General features: G+C 37.6%; 16 protein-coding genes. 11 read left to right on the top strand and 5 right to left on the bottom strand.

All coding sequences use genetic code 11. The features are described from left to right. Window positions 1-123: 123 nt before the first annotated feature. Both yjfP and C1A05_RS09645 read left to right on the top strand, forming a co-directional pair. Window positions 124-888: an esterase gene (yjfP, locus tag C1A05_RS09650; RefSeq protein WP_102028014.1), complete on the top strand. Its 765-nt coding sequence runs from the start codon at window positions 124-126 to the stop codon at window positions 886-888. 89 nt (window positions 889-977) lie between these two features. After that, window positions 978-1,289: a metal-sulfur cluster assembly factor gene (locus C1A05_RS09645; RefSeq protein WP_102028013.1), complete on the top strand. Its 312-nt coding sequence runs from the start codon at window positions 978-980 to the stop codon at window positions 1,287-1,289. Window positions 1,290-1,381: 92 nt separating this feature from the next. Here the strand turns inward: C1A05_RS09645 and C1A05_RS09640 are convergent, their stop codons facing one another. Further along, window positions 1,382-1,744 carry a YisL family protein gene (locus tag C1A05_RS09640; RefSeq protein WP_102028012.1) on the bottom strand — a complete coding sequence of 121 codons (363 nt, stop codon included), beginning with the start codon at window positions 1,742-1,744 and terminating at the stop codon, window positions 1,382-1,384. Between the two features lie 143 nt (window positions 1,745-1,887). On the opposite strand from C1A05_RS09640, the gene C1A05_RS09635 reads away from it, so the two are divergent. Then, window positions 1,888-3,078 (top strand): ornithine--oxo-acid transaminase, encoded by a 1,191-nt coding sequence (locus tag C1A05_RS09635; RefSeq protein WP_102028011.1) that lies wholly within the window; start codon window positions 1,888-1,890, stop codon window positions 3,076-3,078. A gap of 104 nt (window positions 3,079-3,182) precedes the next feature. Here C1A05_RS09635 and C1A05_RS09630 read toward each other — a convergent pair whose 3' ends face one another. After that, window positions 3,183-4,370 (bottom strand): DUF418 domain-containing protein, encoded by a 1,188-nt coding sequence (locus C1A05_RS09630; RefSeq protein WP_234998463.1) that lies wholly within the window; start codon window positions 4,368-4,370, stop codon window positions 3,183-3,185. Window positions 4,371-4,457: 87 nt separating this feature from the next. Between C1A05_RS09630 and C1A05_RS09625 the strand changes: the two genes are divergently transcribed. From C1A05_RS09625 to C1A05_RS09600, 6 genes are all read left to right on the top strand, one after another. Then, window positions 4,458-4,679, top strand: a complete 222-nt coding sequence (locus C1A05_RS09625; protein ID WP_102028010.1) for a spore germination protein — start codon at window positions 4,458-4,460, stop codon at window positions 4,677-4,679. A gap of 13 nt (window positions 4,680-4,692) precedes the next feature. Then, the gene (locus C1A05_RS09620) at window positions 4,693-4,902 is read left to right on the top strand and encodes a spore germination protein GerPB (RefSeq protein ID WP_102028009.1); all 210 of its coding nucleotides are present in this window, start codon (window positions 4,693-4,695) and stop codon (window positions 4,900-4,902) included. A 73-nt stretch (window positions 4,903-4,975) separates the two neighbouring features. Next, window positions 4,976-5,566 (top strand): spore germination protein GerPC, encoded by a 591-nt coding sequence (gene gerPC / locus C1A05_RS09615; RefSeq protein WP_159462048.1) that lies wholly within the window; start codon window positions 4,976-4,978, stop codon window positions 5,564-5,566. Beyond that, the gene (locus tag C1A05_RS09610) at window positions 5,566-5,745 is read left to right on the top strand and encodes a spore gernimation protein GerPD (protein ID WP_102028007.1); all 180 of its coding nucleotides are present in this window, start codon (window positions 5,566-5,568) and stop codon (window positions 5,743-5,745) included. Before gerPC ends, C1A05_RS09610 begins: the two co-directional genes overlap by 1 nt. A 2-nt stretch (window positions 5,746-5,747) precedes the next feature. Beyond that, entirely contained in the window at window positions 5,748-6,131 is a 384-nt protein-coding gene (locus C1A05_RS09605; protein WP_102028006.1) for a spore germination protein GerPE, read from the top strand. Between the two features lie 51 nt (window positions 6,132-6,182). Further along, the gene (locus C1A05_RS09600; protein WP_102028005.1) at window positions 6,183-6,401 is read left to right on the top strand and encodes a spore germination protein; all 219 of its coding nucleotides are present in this window, start codon (window positions 6,183-6,185) and stop codon (window positions 6,399-6,401) included. A gap of 43 nt (window positions 6,402-6,444) precedes the next feature. Here the strand turns inward: C1A05_RS09600 and addA are convergent, their stop codons facing one another. Together addA and addB are read right to left on the bottom strand one after the other, a co-directional pair. After that, on the bottom strand, window positions 6,445-10,164 hold the full coding sequence (gene addA, locus C1A05_RS09595; RefSeq protein ID WP_102028004.1) for a helicase-exonuclease AddAB subunit AddA: 3,720 nt from the start codon (window positions 10,162-10,164) through the stop codon (window positions 6,445-6,447). Continuing rightward, entirely contained in the window at window positions 10,161-13,661 is a 3,501-nt protein-coding gene (gene addB / locus C1A05_RS09590; protein WP_102028003.1) for a helicase-exonuclease AddAB subunit AddB, read from the bottom strand. The genes addA and addB overlap by 4 nt, the downstream gene beginning before the upstream one ends. A 96-nt stretch (window positions 13,662-13,757) precedes the next feature. Between addB and C1A05_RS09585 the strand changes: the two genes are divergently transcribed. Further along, entirely contained in the window at window positions 13,758-14,900 is a 1,143-nt protein-coding gene (locus C1A05_RS09585; RefSeq protein ID WP_102028002.1) for an MFS transporter, read from the top strand. Between the two features lie 10 nt (window positions 14,901-14,910). Here the strand turns inward: C1A05_RS09585 and C1A05_RS09580 are convergent, their stop codons facing one another. Beyond that, window positions 14,911-15,669 (bottom strand): TVP38/TMEM64 family protein, encoded by a 759-nt coding sequence (locus C1A05_RS09580; RefSeq protein ID WP_102028001.1) that lies wholly within the window; start codon window positions 15,667-15,669, stop codon window positions 14,911-14,913. Window positions 15,670-15,936: 267 nt separating this feature from the next. Here C1A05_RS09580 and C1A05_RS09575 point away from each other — a divergent pair, with 267 nt between their 5' ends. Then, window positions 15,937-16,320, top strand: coding sequence for a hypothetical protein (locus tag C1A05_RS09575; protein ID WP_102028000.1), 384 nt, complete (start codon window positions 15,937-15,939; stop codon window positions 16,318-16,320). Window positions 16,321-16,566: the final 246 nt, after the last annotated feature.

Raw genomic sequence — 16,566 nt, 5'->3', positions numbered from 1 at the left:
TATATGTACATCCCCTACGTGTAAAGAGACCAAACCTTAAATTTTCCTTAGACCTTTCATTTGGTGTCCACTTTTGTCTTTTGGTACATTTTATATATAGCAAAAAAGAGAGAGGGTAAAAATTTGATTATTATTGATAATGACTACATAAATACGATTCCTGTTTTACATGTAGTCGACTCCAACAAGCAAAATCAACCGTTACCAACTGTAGTATACATGCATGGTTTTACTAGTGCGAAGGAGCATAATTTACCATTTGCATATTTAATGGCTCAAAAAGGGTTTCGAGTTCTTTTACCTGATTGTAAATTACACGGGGAACGCGCAAATCAGGTATCTGGATTAAAACTTCAATTGGAATTCTGGGATATTGTCAGCCAAAATCTAAAGGAAATACAAATCATCAAAGAAAATATCGAAAACAAAGGATTATTGCTGGATGATCGCTTTGGTTTAGCAGGCACAAGTATGGGTGGAATCACCACAAGCGCTGCGCTAACTCTATATCCATGGATAAAGGTTGCAGCTGTATTAATGGGGTCTCCTAAAGCAACAGAGATGGCAAACTATACCATCCATCAAGTGAAAGAACAAAAAGTGAAATTGCCATATACAGATGAAGAGCTTCAAGCCCAGGTTGATTCTTTAAGACCGATTGATTTGTCTCAAAATATGCATAAATTGAATAATAGACCTTTACTTTTTTGGCATGGTGATGCTGATAAAGTTGTTCCATTTGAACAATCCTACTCTTTTTATCAAGAAGCTAAAGCGTTCTATGATATGGAAGACAAGCTAAAATTCATTCGAGAAAAGGGACGTGCCCATAAAGTAAGTCGTCCAGCGGTTTTAGAAACGGTCAAATGGTTTGAGACTTACCTTTAACATTTTTATGAATAAAAACAGCATCATTGGCGAACTTGTATCTTTTTCTATATAATAAAGGTAAAGTTGTATAAAAAGGGGTGATACGGATGGATAAAGCACTTGAAGAAAATATGATGGGTGCACTTGAAAATGTAATTGATCCTGAGTTAGGGATAGATATCGTTAACCTAGGCTTAGTATATGGCGTTGATCTAAATGACGAAGGTGTTGCTACCGTAACAATGACTCTTACTGCTATGGGTTGTCCACTAGCAGGACATATCGAGGAAGATGTTAGACGTGTATTAGCGGATATTCCAGAAGTTAAAGAAACAGTTGTAGATATCGTATGGAGTCCTCCTTGGTCTAAAGATCGTATGTCACGATATGCTAAAATCGCACTCGGTATTCCAGATTGATTTCAAAAGGCTTCCTTTGGTGGAAGCCTTTTTGTTTTTCGTTGCACCTATACAAAAAAACACGACCTCTTTAAGAAGTCGTGCTCTCCTAATTATACAGTTAATGGTAATCGAACAAATCCTAGAACCATTGCAATAATTAAAGCAATTAAAAGGATGATCCACCATACAGTTGTAGACTTTCCTTTTGCACCTTTTACTAAAATCATTTCTAATGCAGCTATTACTAGAATTCCAGCAACTACCTTTGTAATGACTTCCCCAAGCATTGCACCACTAACGGAAGAGTAGTTTGTTAATAGGTCTCCTCCAGAGTAAAGGACTAATAAATAATCCAAACGTAGAATCATTTGTACAATTTTTGCTGGTTTTTCTTTCCCTTGTTTTTGTAGGAAATACGCAACTAAAAAGAGGATAAGAGCTAAAGCCCAAGCAGTAATATGTAAATGCGTCACTTTTCATTCCTCCTAACAATATTTATTCCTCGTCCATCATATCACTTAATCGAACCTTCGTGCCAATAAAATCATCTTTCCCCTCTTACAAAACATAAAAAACTGTTATAATGAATGAAACGCTTACTTATGGAGGGGATTATATGGTTCTTAATAGTAATACCATTATCGAACAAACCGATCGCTATGGTACTCGTAATTACGTGCCACTTCCGATTGTTATTGCAAAAGCAGAAGGGATTTGGGTGGAGGACCCGGAAGGAAATCGTTATATGGATATGCTAAGCGCATATTCAGCTGTAAACCAAGGTCATCGTCACCCTAAAATCATTGCTGCCTTAAAAGAACAAGCAGATCGTGTTACATTAACCTCTCGTGCTTTTCATAATGATCAGCTTGGTCCATGGCAAGAAAAAGTTTGCCAATTAACGAATAAAAATATGGTTTTACCAATGAACACAGGTGCTGAAGGTGTTGAAACAGCAATTAAAGCAGCCAGAAGATGGGCTTACGATGTAAAAGGCGTAGCTGAAAACAAAGCAGAAATTATTGCATGTGTTGGCAACTTCCACGGACGAACCATGACAGCTGTATCACTATCATCTGAAGAAGAATACCAACTTGGCTTTGGGCCTTTACTTCCAGGTATTAAGCTTGTTCCATATGGAGATTTAGATGCATTGAAGGAAGCCATTACAGAGAACACAGCAGCATTTTTATTCGAACCTATTCAAGGAGAGGCAGGAATCATCATACCGCCTGAAGGCTACTTGAAAGCTGCATATGATTTGTGTAAGGCAGAAAAGGTACTTTTTATCGCAGACGAGATCCAAGCCGGTTTAGGTCGTAGTGGTAAAATGTTTGCATCTGATTGGGATGATATTGAGCCAGATATGTACATACTTGGAAAAGCACTAGGTGGTGGCGTCTTCCCTATCTCATGTGTTGTTGCGAACGATGACATTCTGGGCGTATTTAATCCAGGATCACACGGTTCTACCTTCGGTGGTAATCCACTTGCATGTGCTGTTTCGATTGCTTCCCTAGAAGTATTAGAAGAAGAAAAATTAGCAGAGCGCTCTTTTGAGCTTGGGGAATATTTATTAACGGAGCTTAAACAAATTAATAATCCAATTATTAAAGAAGTACGCGGTCGCGGTTTGTTTGTTGGAATTGAGTTAACCGAATCGGCTAGACCGTACTGTGAACAGTTAAAAGAGAAAGGTTTACTTTGTAAAGAAACGCACGATAATGTCATTCGCCTAGCTCCCCCTCTTATTATTGAAAAAGAGGATTTAGATGTGGCGATACAAAAAATTAAAGAAGTATTATAAAATAAGAACAAGCCGAAAATGGAAGCCAATTTTTCCATTTTCGGCTTGTATTTATGAAGTCGTAAATCAGGCATATGGAAGCATGTTACCAGACTGATTTATCATCATATTGAGTCTGTTTGCCGCTTTTTAATCGGTTGTTTTTTCCAATATGTCACTGAGCGCCAGACCCATTCCAATGGGCCGAAGCGAAAATGAGTGAGCCACCATTTACTCCATACAACTTGAACACTAAAAATTGCTATCACGATCAAGACACTCCATAATGGTGTAACGGACCCATATAAGTTAAAACCTGGGCCATAAAACAGGATAAAACAAATGATGGACTGCGAGATATAATTTGTAAAAGACATTCTTCCAATATACGTTAATCCATTTAATAGCTTTTTCCAAAAAGGATATTGAAACAATAGTGTAATGAAAACAATATAAAATATACTAGATGCTGCGCCGCCTATTTGATCCTGCATAAAGCCAAACCACAATGGGTTCCCAAACAAATAAGGACCTGCTTTGAATACTAGAAAAACGATGAAGGCAACAATTAAGATAACTCGTAACTTCTTTCGGTGTACTTCGATATGATGCAACCACTTTTTCTTCATGAAAAACATACCAGCTAAAAACATCGGCAATATAATCATGACCAAAAATACGAACGAAAGCACTCCCCAATTGTTGTACATCCAATCCGAATAGTTTTGGTAAAGTACATCTGCTATAGATTCCGATTTATAATTTTGGAAGGATTGGCTTATTGCATCATAATTCACCCATCCGATGAACTCTTTGATCGAGTAATAGCGTTCGGTAATATATAAAGCTGGTACGATTAACAGAACGAAAAACCAAAGAAGCACGGTTTTAGCAGATTGATTATAAAAGAAAAATAATAAACACCCTACAATTGCATAACTTAGCAAAATATCTCCATGCCAAAGTAAAAACGCATGAAGAACTCCAAATCCAAACAAAGCCATCAACCTTCTTCCGATTACTACCCAGTATGGAATCGGCAAGTGACTTAACCGCTCTCTCATCATTTGCATTCCAAATCCAAACAAAAAGGAAAATAACGTATAAAAGCTCGCTTGAAAAAAGATATCCACGATGGTGTGAATCGAACGACTGATTGAATCTCCAAAGAAAACCTCTTCCCCACCATATAGAAAAAATGGCGCATTAAAAGCTGGTACGTTCACCATTAAGATGCCAAATAGCGCCATCCCACGTGCTGCATCTATCCAAGGTAACCTTTTATTGTCTTGTATTGGCGTATCGTTATCCAATTTTTATTCCTCCCAAATGTATCGTATTTCCGTGCGAACACCTAGCCTATCCACTACATAGAATGTTAGCAAAGGAGGATGTGCCAGATGCCCGCAATTGTTGGAGCAGTTAAAGTAAATAGTATTTCTACATCAAGCATCTTTCATATTGGAGATGTATATGCCATAGCACCTACTACTTCTTCCAAAACATTCGCAGGTGGTGGCTCCTTTAATTCTGGAAATAACATTGATATTCAAGTGGATCAGTCGTATAACTACGTATTTGATAGTGATAAAAATGACCAACTCATTGTAGGTAACGCTTAAAGGAGACTTCAGTATGAACTTAACGGTTTATCAGCATATTAATATTCACTTTCTCAAGGTTAATTCTGTTACTAACTCTTCTGTATTACAAATCGGTAGCTCTGGAACAATCCAAGCATTATCGAATTTATATAATACTGGGGAATTTACCGAGCCTGCAGAAGAAGCAGAAATGCTTGGTAGTGAATACCAACCATTAGTTCCACTTAGTCCCCCAACATAAATCACACTTTTCAATAACAAGCATAGGATGTATGTAGATGTTTGCCCAATTTACCAAAAAGGGGGGCGATGAAGTGAATCCTTATAATTGGCAATCGTATCAATATTCATTGGAACAATGGATTCGAAACCAATCCCATAAAATAAAGGCGTTAGAAGAGCGACTAGATTATTTAGAAGGACAATTGCAAACCATGCAGGAACAAAAGTCCACAAGTGTTGAAAAAATCGAATACCATTTTGATCAATTAAAAATTGAAACGTTAGAAGGTACATTGAATATAGGATTATCGCCTCAAGGAATTGATTCAGCCGATGAGCTTTCTATTCCAAATCCATTAGTGAAAAACGCACCGGCAAATCCAAATCCTTTTACCCAACAATTGCAAGGAGAACTTCAACCATTTTTACGAAATGAATTACCTACTAAACTTAAAGAATTCGCTGAGAAGCATAAAAAATCCTTTCCTCCTGGATTTGAAAATATGATTTATCAGGACATTTACCGCCAACTACCTGCTCGTATCGAACATTATATACGGCTCCATTCTGAAAACAACAATGGTGTCCTAAACGAAAATACAAAACAGACTGTGATGGAGGATATTAAAAAAGAAATTACCCATTCCATTCAAAGCTTTTTTGAAAATAAAGGAGGGTCATAATGTATTTTACCGTACACAACTGGGGGCTGAATGTTGGAAATATACAAGTGCAAGCAGTTGCATCTTCTTCTGTATTTCTAGTTGGGGATAACGAACATATTAAGCTATCTTCTATGTTTGATACTCCACCAGAATCCTATATCGTCGGTACAGCTGTACCTTTAAGTAGTGCACCGTAAAGATGCGAACAACAACAGTGAATACATTGAACGTGAATTCAGCCTCTTTTAGTTCCATTGTTCAACTTGGAGATGCACACCGAGCAGACCCATATACAAGAGCTTTAGCACTCCAGCGTGAAATACCAATATTCGATACAAATTCTTTTCCATTTTCTGATTATGCGATTTTTACAAGACCTTACTTAGAGATGGCCACCTCCCCGCCAATGATACAGGAGCATATTCACCATGATCCCTCCCTATTTGTTCATTGGATTAGAGTTGGAAGTATGTCAAGTTCTGCCATTGTCCAAGTAGGTAATTTAGAAGAATTAGATGCAAAATCCAGAATTAAGCATATACGTATTATCGTAGAAGAGGATGAAGATACGAACTCAGAGTAAGGTTGAAACATAAACTAATAGAGAAATAACTTTTAAAAGTAGGTGTTGCATATGCCTTCCCTAGTAGGTCCAATTAAGATTAATAGTATTGGCGGTGGCGTCGTAAACTTTGGGGATTCCTTTTATCTATCTCCCAAAAGCACATCTAAAACCGCTGCTGGCGCTGGTGCGTTAAACACTGGTGATTTTATTTCTACCAATAACTTTATTAGTAGTACCAATCCGTATGATCCAGATTTCCAAGATCAAGTAAATGTTGGAAATGCATAAAAAATCCACATGTAGATTGGCGTCTACATGTGGATTTTTTGATTTAATTTACTTTTAACAACAATGCCTTATCAAAGAAATATAGATAGGCTGCTTTTACTGGTTGTTCCCATATTTCCTGGACAGCACGAGTATACAAGTATAGCTGTAATTGATAACGATCCACTAATTTTTCTTCGTCGATATCGCTTATGTGGTTAGGTAGATGATCTGTTTTATAGTCTAACAGAATCCATCCATCTTCATGTGGTATCAAGCAGTCGATTACCCCTTGTAGAAATACCTTTTCGTCTGTTTCCTCTATCCAGTCTGCATATACCTCATGGGCTGGTAACCCTAAACTAAATGGTACTTCTCGAATAATTTTTGTGGATGCGAGTAATTTCTGACCCATTTCGGTATGATAGAATGCAGCAATAGCCTGAAGATCAATCACTGCGGCCTCCTCTTTGGACAACAATTCTTTGTCTACCATTTGCTCCACATAAGCTTCGATTTCTGGTTCAGTTAATGCCTTCTCAAATGGTAAATGCTGCATAACCGTATGCATGGCACTACCGATTTCCGTTGCAGATAACGTTTTGTTTTCTTGCATAAATCTAGGACGGTTTACGATCGGCTTTTTAAAGGATGAAAGTAAGGTATCCCCACTAAATTCATCTTTTAATTCTCGTTGTCGTTTTAATTCGGTAACGGATTGTTTCGCCCGATGGAAAGCTGCCTTTTGATTCGGATATTGGTATGTTAAGCGTTTATCCACCTCTTCATAATGGGGACCTTCCTTTTGAAATGCCTTCCATTCCACAACCGATTTCTCCAGCTCTTTCCTCTCTTCCTTTGTTACCGTATCCGGATTTGCTAATTCACTTGCATGGATAATGTGAATATTCCACTCTGACTCATCTTCACGAATTTCCTGAGGTAGCGTTCCTTTTAAGGCGCCATTATTCAATCGAGCGTTCGCTTCATGACGCATCATTGCTCCTGCTACCCAATTCAAATACGTAGCAGATTCTAACCGGTAATAAGCAGGCAACACCCAATCTTCATGATCGGCAACCATTTGCCAGCCTTCCAAACGTTTTTCCAAATCCTGAACCGTTCCAACCATTACTAGCTTTTCTTTTGCCCTAGTTAATGCAACGTAAAGGACACGCATCTCTTCTGCAATCAGTTCTCGTTTGGCTGCAATTTTAATTGCATTATATGGTAATGTTTCATACATAATACGCTTGTCGGGATCAATATATTTCATTCCGATACCATAGTCTTTATGCATTAAGTATTTCGCTTTTAAATCCATTTCATTAAATTGTTTATCCATAGCACCTACTATAACAGCAGGAAATTCTAACCCTTTACTGCTATGAATAGTCATAATCCGGACTACATCTTCTTGTTCCCCAAGTGCTCTAGCAGCACCTAAATCCTCCCCACGCTCTTCCATTCGTTCAATAAAGCGTAAAAATCGGAATAACCCACGGAAGGAGGTTGACTCATAATGTCTTGCTCTGTCGTATAATGCGCGTAAATTGGCTTGGCGTTGCTTCCCACCTGGTATACCACCAACAAAATCATAATACCCAGTTTCTCTATATATTTGCCAAATTAATTCCGATAAGGCTCCTTGTCTCGCTTTCATTCTCCAGTTTACCAACTTCTCTAAAAAGCTAGCAATGGCCTGAGCCGCTTCTCCATCTGCACTCTTCGCATAGTCCTCCACAGCAACAAAATAGTTTTCTTTCGGATTTTGGATTCGTATTTGTGCGAGCGCATCTTCCTCAAGTCCAACAATAGGAGAACGTAATACAGAAGCTAACGGAATATCTTGAAGTGGATTGTCAATTACCTTAAGTAAGCTCAACATGACTTGCACTTCAATCGCTTCAAAGTATCCAGTAGATAGTTCGGCATATACTGGAATTCCTTGCTCCTTTAGTTCCTCGACAATTGTAGGCGCCCAAGACATTGCACGTAACAAAATAACAATGTCACGGTATTGAATGTTCCGTAAGCTTTCTGTTTGCTTGTCTACTACCTGCAATGGTGAATGTCCATCAGTACCAATCCATTGTTTAATTTTCTTTGCATATGCTCTCGCCTCTAGTTGCGCTTTTTGCAGGTCCCGAAAATCTTCATCACCAGTTGCTTCTATTTTTTGGCCATCTAGGTTTTCTGTATTATCAATTAACAATAATTCTGCAGCAACATCTTCTGTCGTTAATTCATCATAAATCGTATTGCTATAAATAAGCTCTGCATCCTTGTCATAATCAATTTCCCCAACAGACTCATCTAAAATTTGGCGGAACACATAATTCGTTGCGGATAATACTTGCTGTCTACTACGGAAATTCCGAGATAAATCAATGCGAACTTGCTCATTATCTTCTTCTGCAAATCGCTTATATTTTGAGATGAACAACGTTGGCTCCGCATGTCGGAAGCGGTAAATACTCTGCTTTACATCCCCTACCATGAACAAGTGGCCGGATTGTTCCCCCATCGTAATTAGCTGCAAAATCGTTTCTTGAACAAGATTCGTGTCTTGATACTCATCCACTAGAATTTCTGTGAATTGTTTTTGGAAGGTTTGAGCAACACTAGATGGCTTGATTTCATCCTCACGATCTTCATCGAGTAAAACAGACAAACAAAAATGCTCCAGGTCCGCAAAATCAACTAACGCTTTTTCTTTCTTTTTCCCTTGGTAGCGTTCATGAAATTCCAACACAAGCAAAGACAGCATTTCCATAACTGGATGTAATTGATGTAAGTCATTAACATAAGCTTCTAAAGATCTTGAAAACCACTTTTCCTGAAGCTTGCTCCATTTTTTCTTATAATCATCACGAATGGCTTTTACTTTTTCTTTTTTGCCTTCATCACATGCGGATTGACGACCAAGTGTCTTAAACTTGCTCTTTTCTTGAAAATACGTATATAGACTTTCCCAAGGGCCTTCTAGTAAACCAAGAGCCGATTGGAATTTCTCCAAATCATGATCAATTGCTTCTGCATATTTATCTGGTCCATCCGGCTCTCTCGTAATGTTTAATGCAGATTCTGCTTTCGCCTGAAACGATTGAAGTTGACTCTTAATATCCGATTTAATTAGGTTAAGCCAAGGTATGGCTTCTTCCCCCTTGTCTAAGTCCACTACGTACATGTTTGTCATGTTTTCTAGCCATTTTTCTGGGTATGGATTTTGCATTGCAAAGTCATATAGCTTCCGAACCAAGCCTTCAATTTCGATATCACTTCTGTCACTCGTAAAGCGGTCGACAACAGCAAAAAACTTCTCCTGTTCCTCTCCCTCTTTACCGTACCATTCCTCAAATAATTCATCTAATGTCTCTTGACGAATTAAATCCGCCTCCACATCATCCGCAATTCGGAAGTTTGGATCGATGTCTAATTGGTAGCTATATTTGCGAACAACCTCCATACAAAAGGCATGCAAGGTTGAGATTTGAGCCTTTTGAAGAAGGGACAGCTGCTTTTTTAAATGGGTAGAATAAGGGTTTTCTTTTAACGCCTCTTCTAATGCCGCTCCCACACGGTTTCGCATTTCTTGTGCTGCTGCATTCGTAAAGGTAACAACGAGAAGCTCATCAATGTTAATGGGTTTGTCTTGGTTTAACAGCTTTTGGATAATACGTTCTACTAAAACGGCTGTTTTACCAGATCCTGCTGCAGCGGCAACTAAAACATCCGTGCCATCTGTATAAATGGCTTTTTCTTGATCTTTTGTCCACTTCATTGCACTTCCCCCTTATGACTACGAATTTGCGACACAACTTCCTCTTCGGATAAATCTTTCAATCTACGGAATTTGTTTTCATCAAGAGTTGGATCGAACTGACATACCGAACGGAAACTACAAAACGTACATGCGGATTTTTGTTTATATTGGTACGGATTTAAGTCAACGGAACCGTCTACTATGGAGGAACCCGCGTCAACTAGTAACGTACGCACATAATGTGTTAATTCCTCAAACATTTCCTTTTGAAGTGTTTTCGTGCCTCGCTTATTAAATGTTCCTTTTTGTGTCATTCCTGCTGGGATAATCTCACTTGTTTTTCCTTCTGATAAATTCATATCCATACGGGTCACGACATTTGTGTCTTCTAACAGTCGACCCTTCATTTTAAATTCCTTAAAAATATCCCGTTCAATATCCTCAGCTTTTAACGACTTTGGATCTGAAATCATTGGATTGTGTACATGGAAATACAAGACACCTGCTGGCTCTGCTTCTTGACCTAGCCAGTTTGTCGCATTGCTTAATACTACGTCTAAATAGGTGAGCATCTGTAGCGATAGCCCATAAAATACCTCATTTAAATTTAAGTCTGTTTTACTTGATTTATAATCAATGATTCGAAGGTACAGCTGATTATCGATTTCGGCCGTATCAATACGGTCAATACGTCCTCGAAGCTTTAACTCAAATCCATTTTTAAGTGGAAACTTCATAGCTGGAAGCTTTTCCCCTTTATCCAAACCAAATCCAAGCTCTACTTCTCGTGGAGAAAATCCACTACGTTTTGCCTGTTCGATTAAGACATTCGTTGCCCGCACGATAACATTTTCTAGTTTTCTTAAAATATACTTATACCGATTCGTACTAAATAAAATTTGGTGCATTAATATTGGTGCAAGCTTATCAACAGCCAATTTGGCATAGTTTTCCGCTTCCTCTTTACTTAACTCTTTAAAGCTCTTTCCATCTTGAATGACCCAATCGGTTATTTGCTTTAGAGCCTCATGGAACAATTGGCCAATGTTTGGACTATCTAATTTATACACTTGTCGTTCTCTTAATCCCAATGTATATTGAGCAAAATGCTTGTACCCACAACTATAATAGGTTTCGAGTCTAGAAATACTTGTCTTTAATTCTCCATGATAAATTTGTTCAACTGTTTCTCTTGTAAGCTGACCTGGCTTATTTTCATAGAAAAGACTTAATAATGCTTTACGCGTACTACTCGTCTTCGGTTGATTGTTAACAAACCATGTATACGTATCCCAAAACACTGGATGGATTGGATACCCACGCATGGAATTGGCTAATTGCGCGGTAAGCACTGCTCTCGTTTTTTCTGGAACGGAAATAAAGCGGAATGGATCCTCTGTATCCTCATCCTCCAGCAATAGCTTCTCCTCTATCGAAGGGAACATTTCCTTCATTCGATTTATTAGAGGAGATGGTGCTTTCGTTTTCCCCTCGTTGTTACTCAAAGGATAACTGATCCATAGATAGTCCTCTGCCTGCGTAAAAGCTAAATAAATGTAAAAACGATCATCTAGTAATTGACGGGACGTGCTATCTGCTAATGTAATGCCGTGATTTTCTAACAAGGAGCGTTCCGATTCCGAAATCATTCCTTCACTAGGTGGTTTAAGTGGCCATTGTCCTTCATTAACGCCAAGTAGAAAAGCACATTTAACACCAGAAACACGGGAACGATCTACACTTCCGACAATAACATGGTCCATACTTGGTGGAACATGAGAAAATTTTAAGGATTCGAATCCAGTTTCCAAAGTGGTTCGAAAAATGGATAAAGACATCTCTTCGTCCCCAATCATTTCAACCATTTCATTAAATAATTGAATTACACCATCCCATACCTGCTCTTGCTCCCTCGATTTCTCTAGTTCCCCAGATTCATCGTATTCATTACGCCATTTTTCTAGCTGCTCTGGTACGCCTAAAGCTTCAAGCCATTCAAAAATAGCAATACAGCGTTCTTTCACGGTCTTTTTCTTACGCAGCTTTTCATCAATTGGCGCAAGGGCGGATACTACTTGTTTTCTAAGTGCATTGATTCGATTTTCTTTTTTCATTTCATCGGTTGTTTTTCTCGTCTCATCAAATCCTCGAAAACGTCTATAAATCCAGTCCTCACTGCTTGTCCATTTTGAACGGTTACGAATGCCATACTCCAGCACGTAATTTTCCAATTCATCAATTGCTTCCTGTGTTAATGGATAGTCTTTATCTGTAGATGGAATAAGCTCTGTTTTTAACAAGCGAAAAACTGCATCATATCGCCAATTCCCTTCTTGCAGGTCGAGAACAGAACGGATTAGTTCTACAAGAGGATGGTTTAGCATTGTCTTTTTATCATCCACGAAAAACGGTATATTGTAGTCTTCAAAAACCGTTCGAATGAGATCATGATAGATTTCCGATTCTCGTATTAAGATCGCGATGTTTTGATAGCGATACCCTTGGTCCCTTATTAGATGCAAAATTTCCTGTGCTACACCTTCTACTTCTGCACGTGGGTGTACCGCTTGAGCTATTTTTATCGGTGCATGATCCTCGAATGTTGCAATTGGATGTGTATCAAAGTTTCGTTCTAAATGTCGAAAATAGGGTCGATGCTCAAATCTTTCTTGTTCCGGGAATAACCATACTGGCTCTTCTATTCTCTCATTCTCTTCTTTTGCCAACTCTATTAATTGTAGATACGTTTGTTTCGGTTGATAAAACAAATCCAATTCATCCATATGCGCACCTGGCGCTTGGTCCATCGGTAAGGCTACCGTTATTTTTTTCACTTTTTTCATTAATGCCTGGATAACATATAGCTCCTGTGGCGTAAATCGATAAAATCCATCTAAGAATACCTCTGCTCCTTCTAAAAAGGAGGCTGTTTCTATTTTTCTCGCCAATAGTTCTAACGTATCTTCACTATCTAAATAATGATCTTGTAAAGCGCTCGTTAATTGCTCATATATTTGAGCTAAATCTTCTAGCTTATGTTTCAGAAGCTGACTCTGCATCTCCTCTTGTCCCTCATTCATACTATCTAGTATCGCAAAGAGATGCTCTGGTGTTACACGGTACCGTTTGAATTCGGTAATCATGCCTTCCAATTGTTCCATAAAACCCTGTTTTTCCACTGCCTTTTGGAATACTTTCCACTCTTGCTTATTTTCCTCAGTAATTTTTCTTAACATCATTTGAACCCCTGTAGATGTTAGGAGCTTTCTAGTTCCTCCACCTGTTTCCTGAAAAACCCGCCAAGCTAAGCGAGAAAAACTGAACACCTGGGCACGAATAGAGCCTTTAACCTCGTTTTTAATAAGAGCATACTCCTGTTGAAACGTCATTTGATCTGGAACAAGATATAACAATGGTGGTCCTTGTTGAGATTGTTTTAGACCATTACGTATTTCATTTAATATATAGTTACTTTTATCCGTACCTGACCTACCTAAAACAAATTGTAATGACATCTAACTCCCCCCATTTTCTTAGAGCGTTCTTTGTAAATTCATTTAACCAAACGTTTGCCCCATGCATAAAGTATAGATGTAAAAAGGGGCGATACGATGTTAAAAAACTCATCCGTTAGCTGTTTGGTACTTATCATTGCTGGTATTTTTATTGCTAGTAATCTATATACAATGCTACCAATCCAAAATATACTAGCTCATCAATTTACAATTAGTATAGAACAAGCTTCTCTTGCAAGCTTTTGCTTTATATTTTGTTATGCCGTTGGACTTCTCTATTTTGGTAGTTTAGCAGACCGATTTGGAGAAAGGCCTGTTATACTTACTGGTATGCTTGTCCTTAGTATCCTTACTTTTACCATTTCGTTCGTAGATTCGTTTAAGCTCTTTTTAGGAGCACGGTCTATTCAAGGATTTCTAGCTGCCAGTTTTGCCCCCGCCGCATTTAGCTACATTTTCCGATATTTTCAAGGAAAAATTCAAACCGTATCCATTGCATTAATTAATACGGGATTTTTGTTTGCTGGCGTATTTGGTCAAATCCTATCCGCATATTTTGTTTATTCCTTTTCTCTTCAAACTTTATTTTACGCCTTTTCAACCTTTTATTTCATTAGTTTTGCTCTATTATTCTTGACCTTAATGAAAGATAAAACGAATCACTCTACAAAAAAATCGTTAACTACTATTGTAACATTAATTCGACATCCTTCTTTAAAAAAATTATACATTACCGCCTTTTTCCTATTGTTTACCGTGATGGCCTTTTATGGTAGTTTAGAACTTTTTTTATTAAAAGATACGTTGAATTTTCCAATATCCTTACAAACATTTCGGTTAATTAGCTTGATTGGGATTATCCCTGCCTTTTTCGCAAATGCTTTAGTAGAAAAATTCCAAGCAAAAAGCGTGTTAATAAGCAGCTTGCTTATGATGACTGTCGGATTTTTACTTTCTTTGATTTCGCTAAACGAATGGACTATTTTATTCGCGTCCATTTTCATGATTGCATCTACATCACTTACCATCCCAATGGTTATCCTGTTGATAGGAAAACATGCGCCTAGCACCAAACGAGCACGAGCTATATCTGTTTATTCATTCACCTTACTAATTGGGGCAAGTGTAGGAAGCTTGTTCGCCGCTCTTCTTCCTTTCTATTTTGTATTAGTCGGTGTAGCTATTTTATTTATTGCTTTAGCTATACTCATTCGTTTTGTACATGAAAAAACCACCTAAATAGGTGGTTTTATGATTCTTCATTTGATTTAACAACTTTTACATCATCTCTATTCGCATCCATTTTACCTTTTTCTTGCTCTTCTTCTTTTTTGGATTTCTTTTGAAAAATTTGATTCATCTCTTCTTCTTTTCTCGCTAATTCAGAACGTTTTTGAATTTTCCCCTCGATAATTTTACCAACAACCCAAAAGAGCACAATACAAATACCTACAATAATTGTTTTTAGTGGATTCTCTGCAAAGGAAGTAATACTCTCCCCAACATAAGCGATGGTAAAGATCATTACCGTTTTACCCATTAAAACCGCCAACACAAACTGCTGTAGCTTTACTCGTGATAATCCACCTACGATATTAATAATCGCGGATGGGGAAAAAGGAAAACACATTAATAAAAATAGTGGCCCAAAGCCATGCCGCTCAAACCATTGCATGACTTTTTGCACCTGCTTATTTTGTCGAATAAAGTTAAAAAACTTTTTTTGACCTAGTCTTCGAATAATGAGGAAAACTAAAATGGCGCCAACAACAGCTCCTATCCAAGAATATAAAAACCCTTCTATTAAGCCGTATGCCATTGAATTTGTAATAACAAATACAATTAAAGGAAGAAAAGGTAGGAATGCCTCAACCATCGGTAACAATATACCAGGTAGAGGACCAAAGCTTTCGTATGTATCTAATAACTTCATTACATAATCATCAAATGTATCATTTTCAACCATTTTCCAGATGTCAGAAAGTCCATCAATATTAAGTAATAACATTTAGTTTTTTCTCCTAACCACATCGTGAGTCGCATTGCAGTGTATACCTATTATCATTGTAAAATAAAATCCTATTTTTTGCTTATATTTTCTACATTTTTTTGATAATTTTTTACTTTTTGTCTAGTTTCCGTAAAAAGCTCATCCTTTTATTGAAATATACCCTACTTTTATTTAGTGTGCCATAACTTTTTAGTTTTAAAAATTCGTATTTACGTATATAATAAAGACAGAACTTATGTTCGATTTTTGATTGGAGGAAGAAACATGCGTTACGTAAAGGATGAAGATTTCAAAATTACCTCAAGATTTCTGTTTCTTTCCATGGCTATAATTGTAATAGAACAAGATATAAAAAGAATTGATCAAGGAAACTTTAAAATAAAAGAACCCTATCTAGAATTGCTTAGAAGAATGGAGCATAACGCACGATTAGAGCGCAAACAACTTCAGCAGCTGATGAAGAAGAACGATCTACAGGTTGTTTTCATGCAAAAAAATGATACTTTTTCCACCTATCTTTTTCTCAAAAAAGGACATGAAGAAGAAAGACGCTATTTTAATCCAGCCATTCGAAAGAAAGTAGAGCTGATATTACATGATTTGATGCATAACGTTTTAGCTCCAAAAGAGATGAGGAAGGTTGATTAGGTTAAGGTGTTGATAGTTGGGAGTTGTAACGGACTGTTTGCTATTTTATTAACTTTTTTGGTCACCAAGTGGTTGTTTGGTGACCTTTTTTGTATTTTGGGTAGGGATTCGGGCTTATATACTATTGCTATGTGACCGGTTTTTGCTCATTCAAGATGGTTGGGGTTCATAGGCAATCGCTATGTGACCGTTTTTTTACGCATTCAATCTGGTTCGGGGCAATAGACTTCTCTATGTGACCAGTTC

Origin of the sequence: Salirhabdus sp. Marseille-P4669 (genome assembly GCF_900240405.1) — a bacterium.
Lineage (GTDB): Bacteria > Bacillota > Bacilli > Bacillales > Alkalibacillaceae > OEQK01.
The sequence above is the reverse complement of the archived record's forward strand: the minus strand, read 5'-3'. Positions and strand labels throughout refer to the sequence as shown.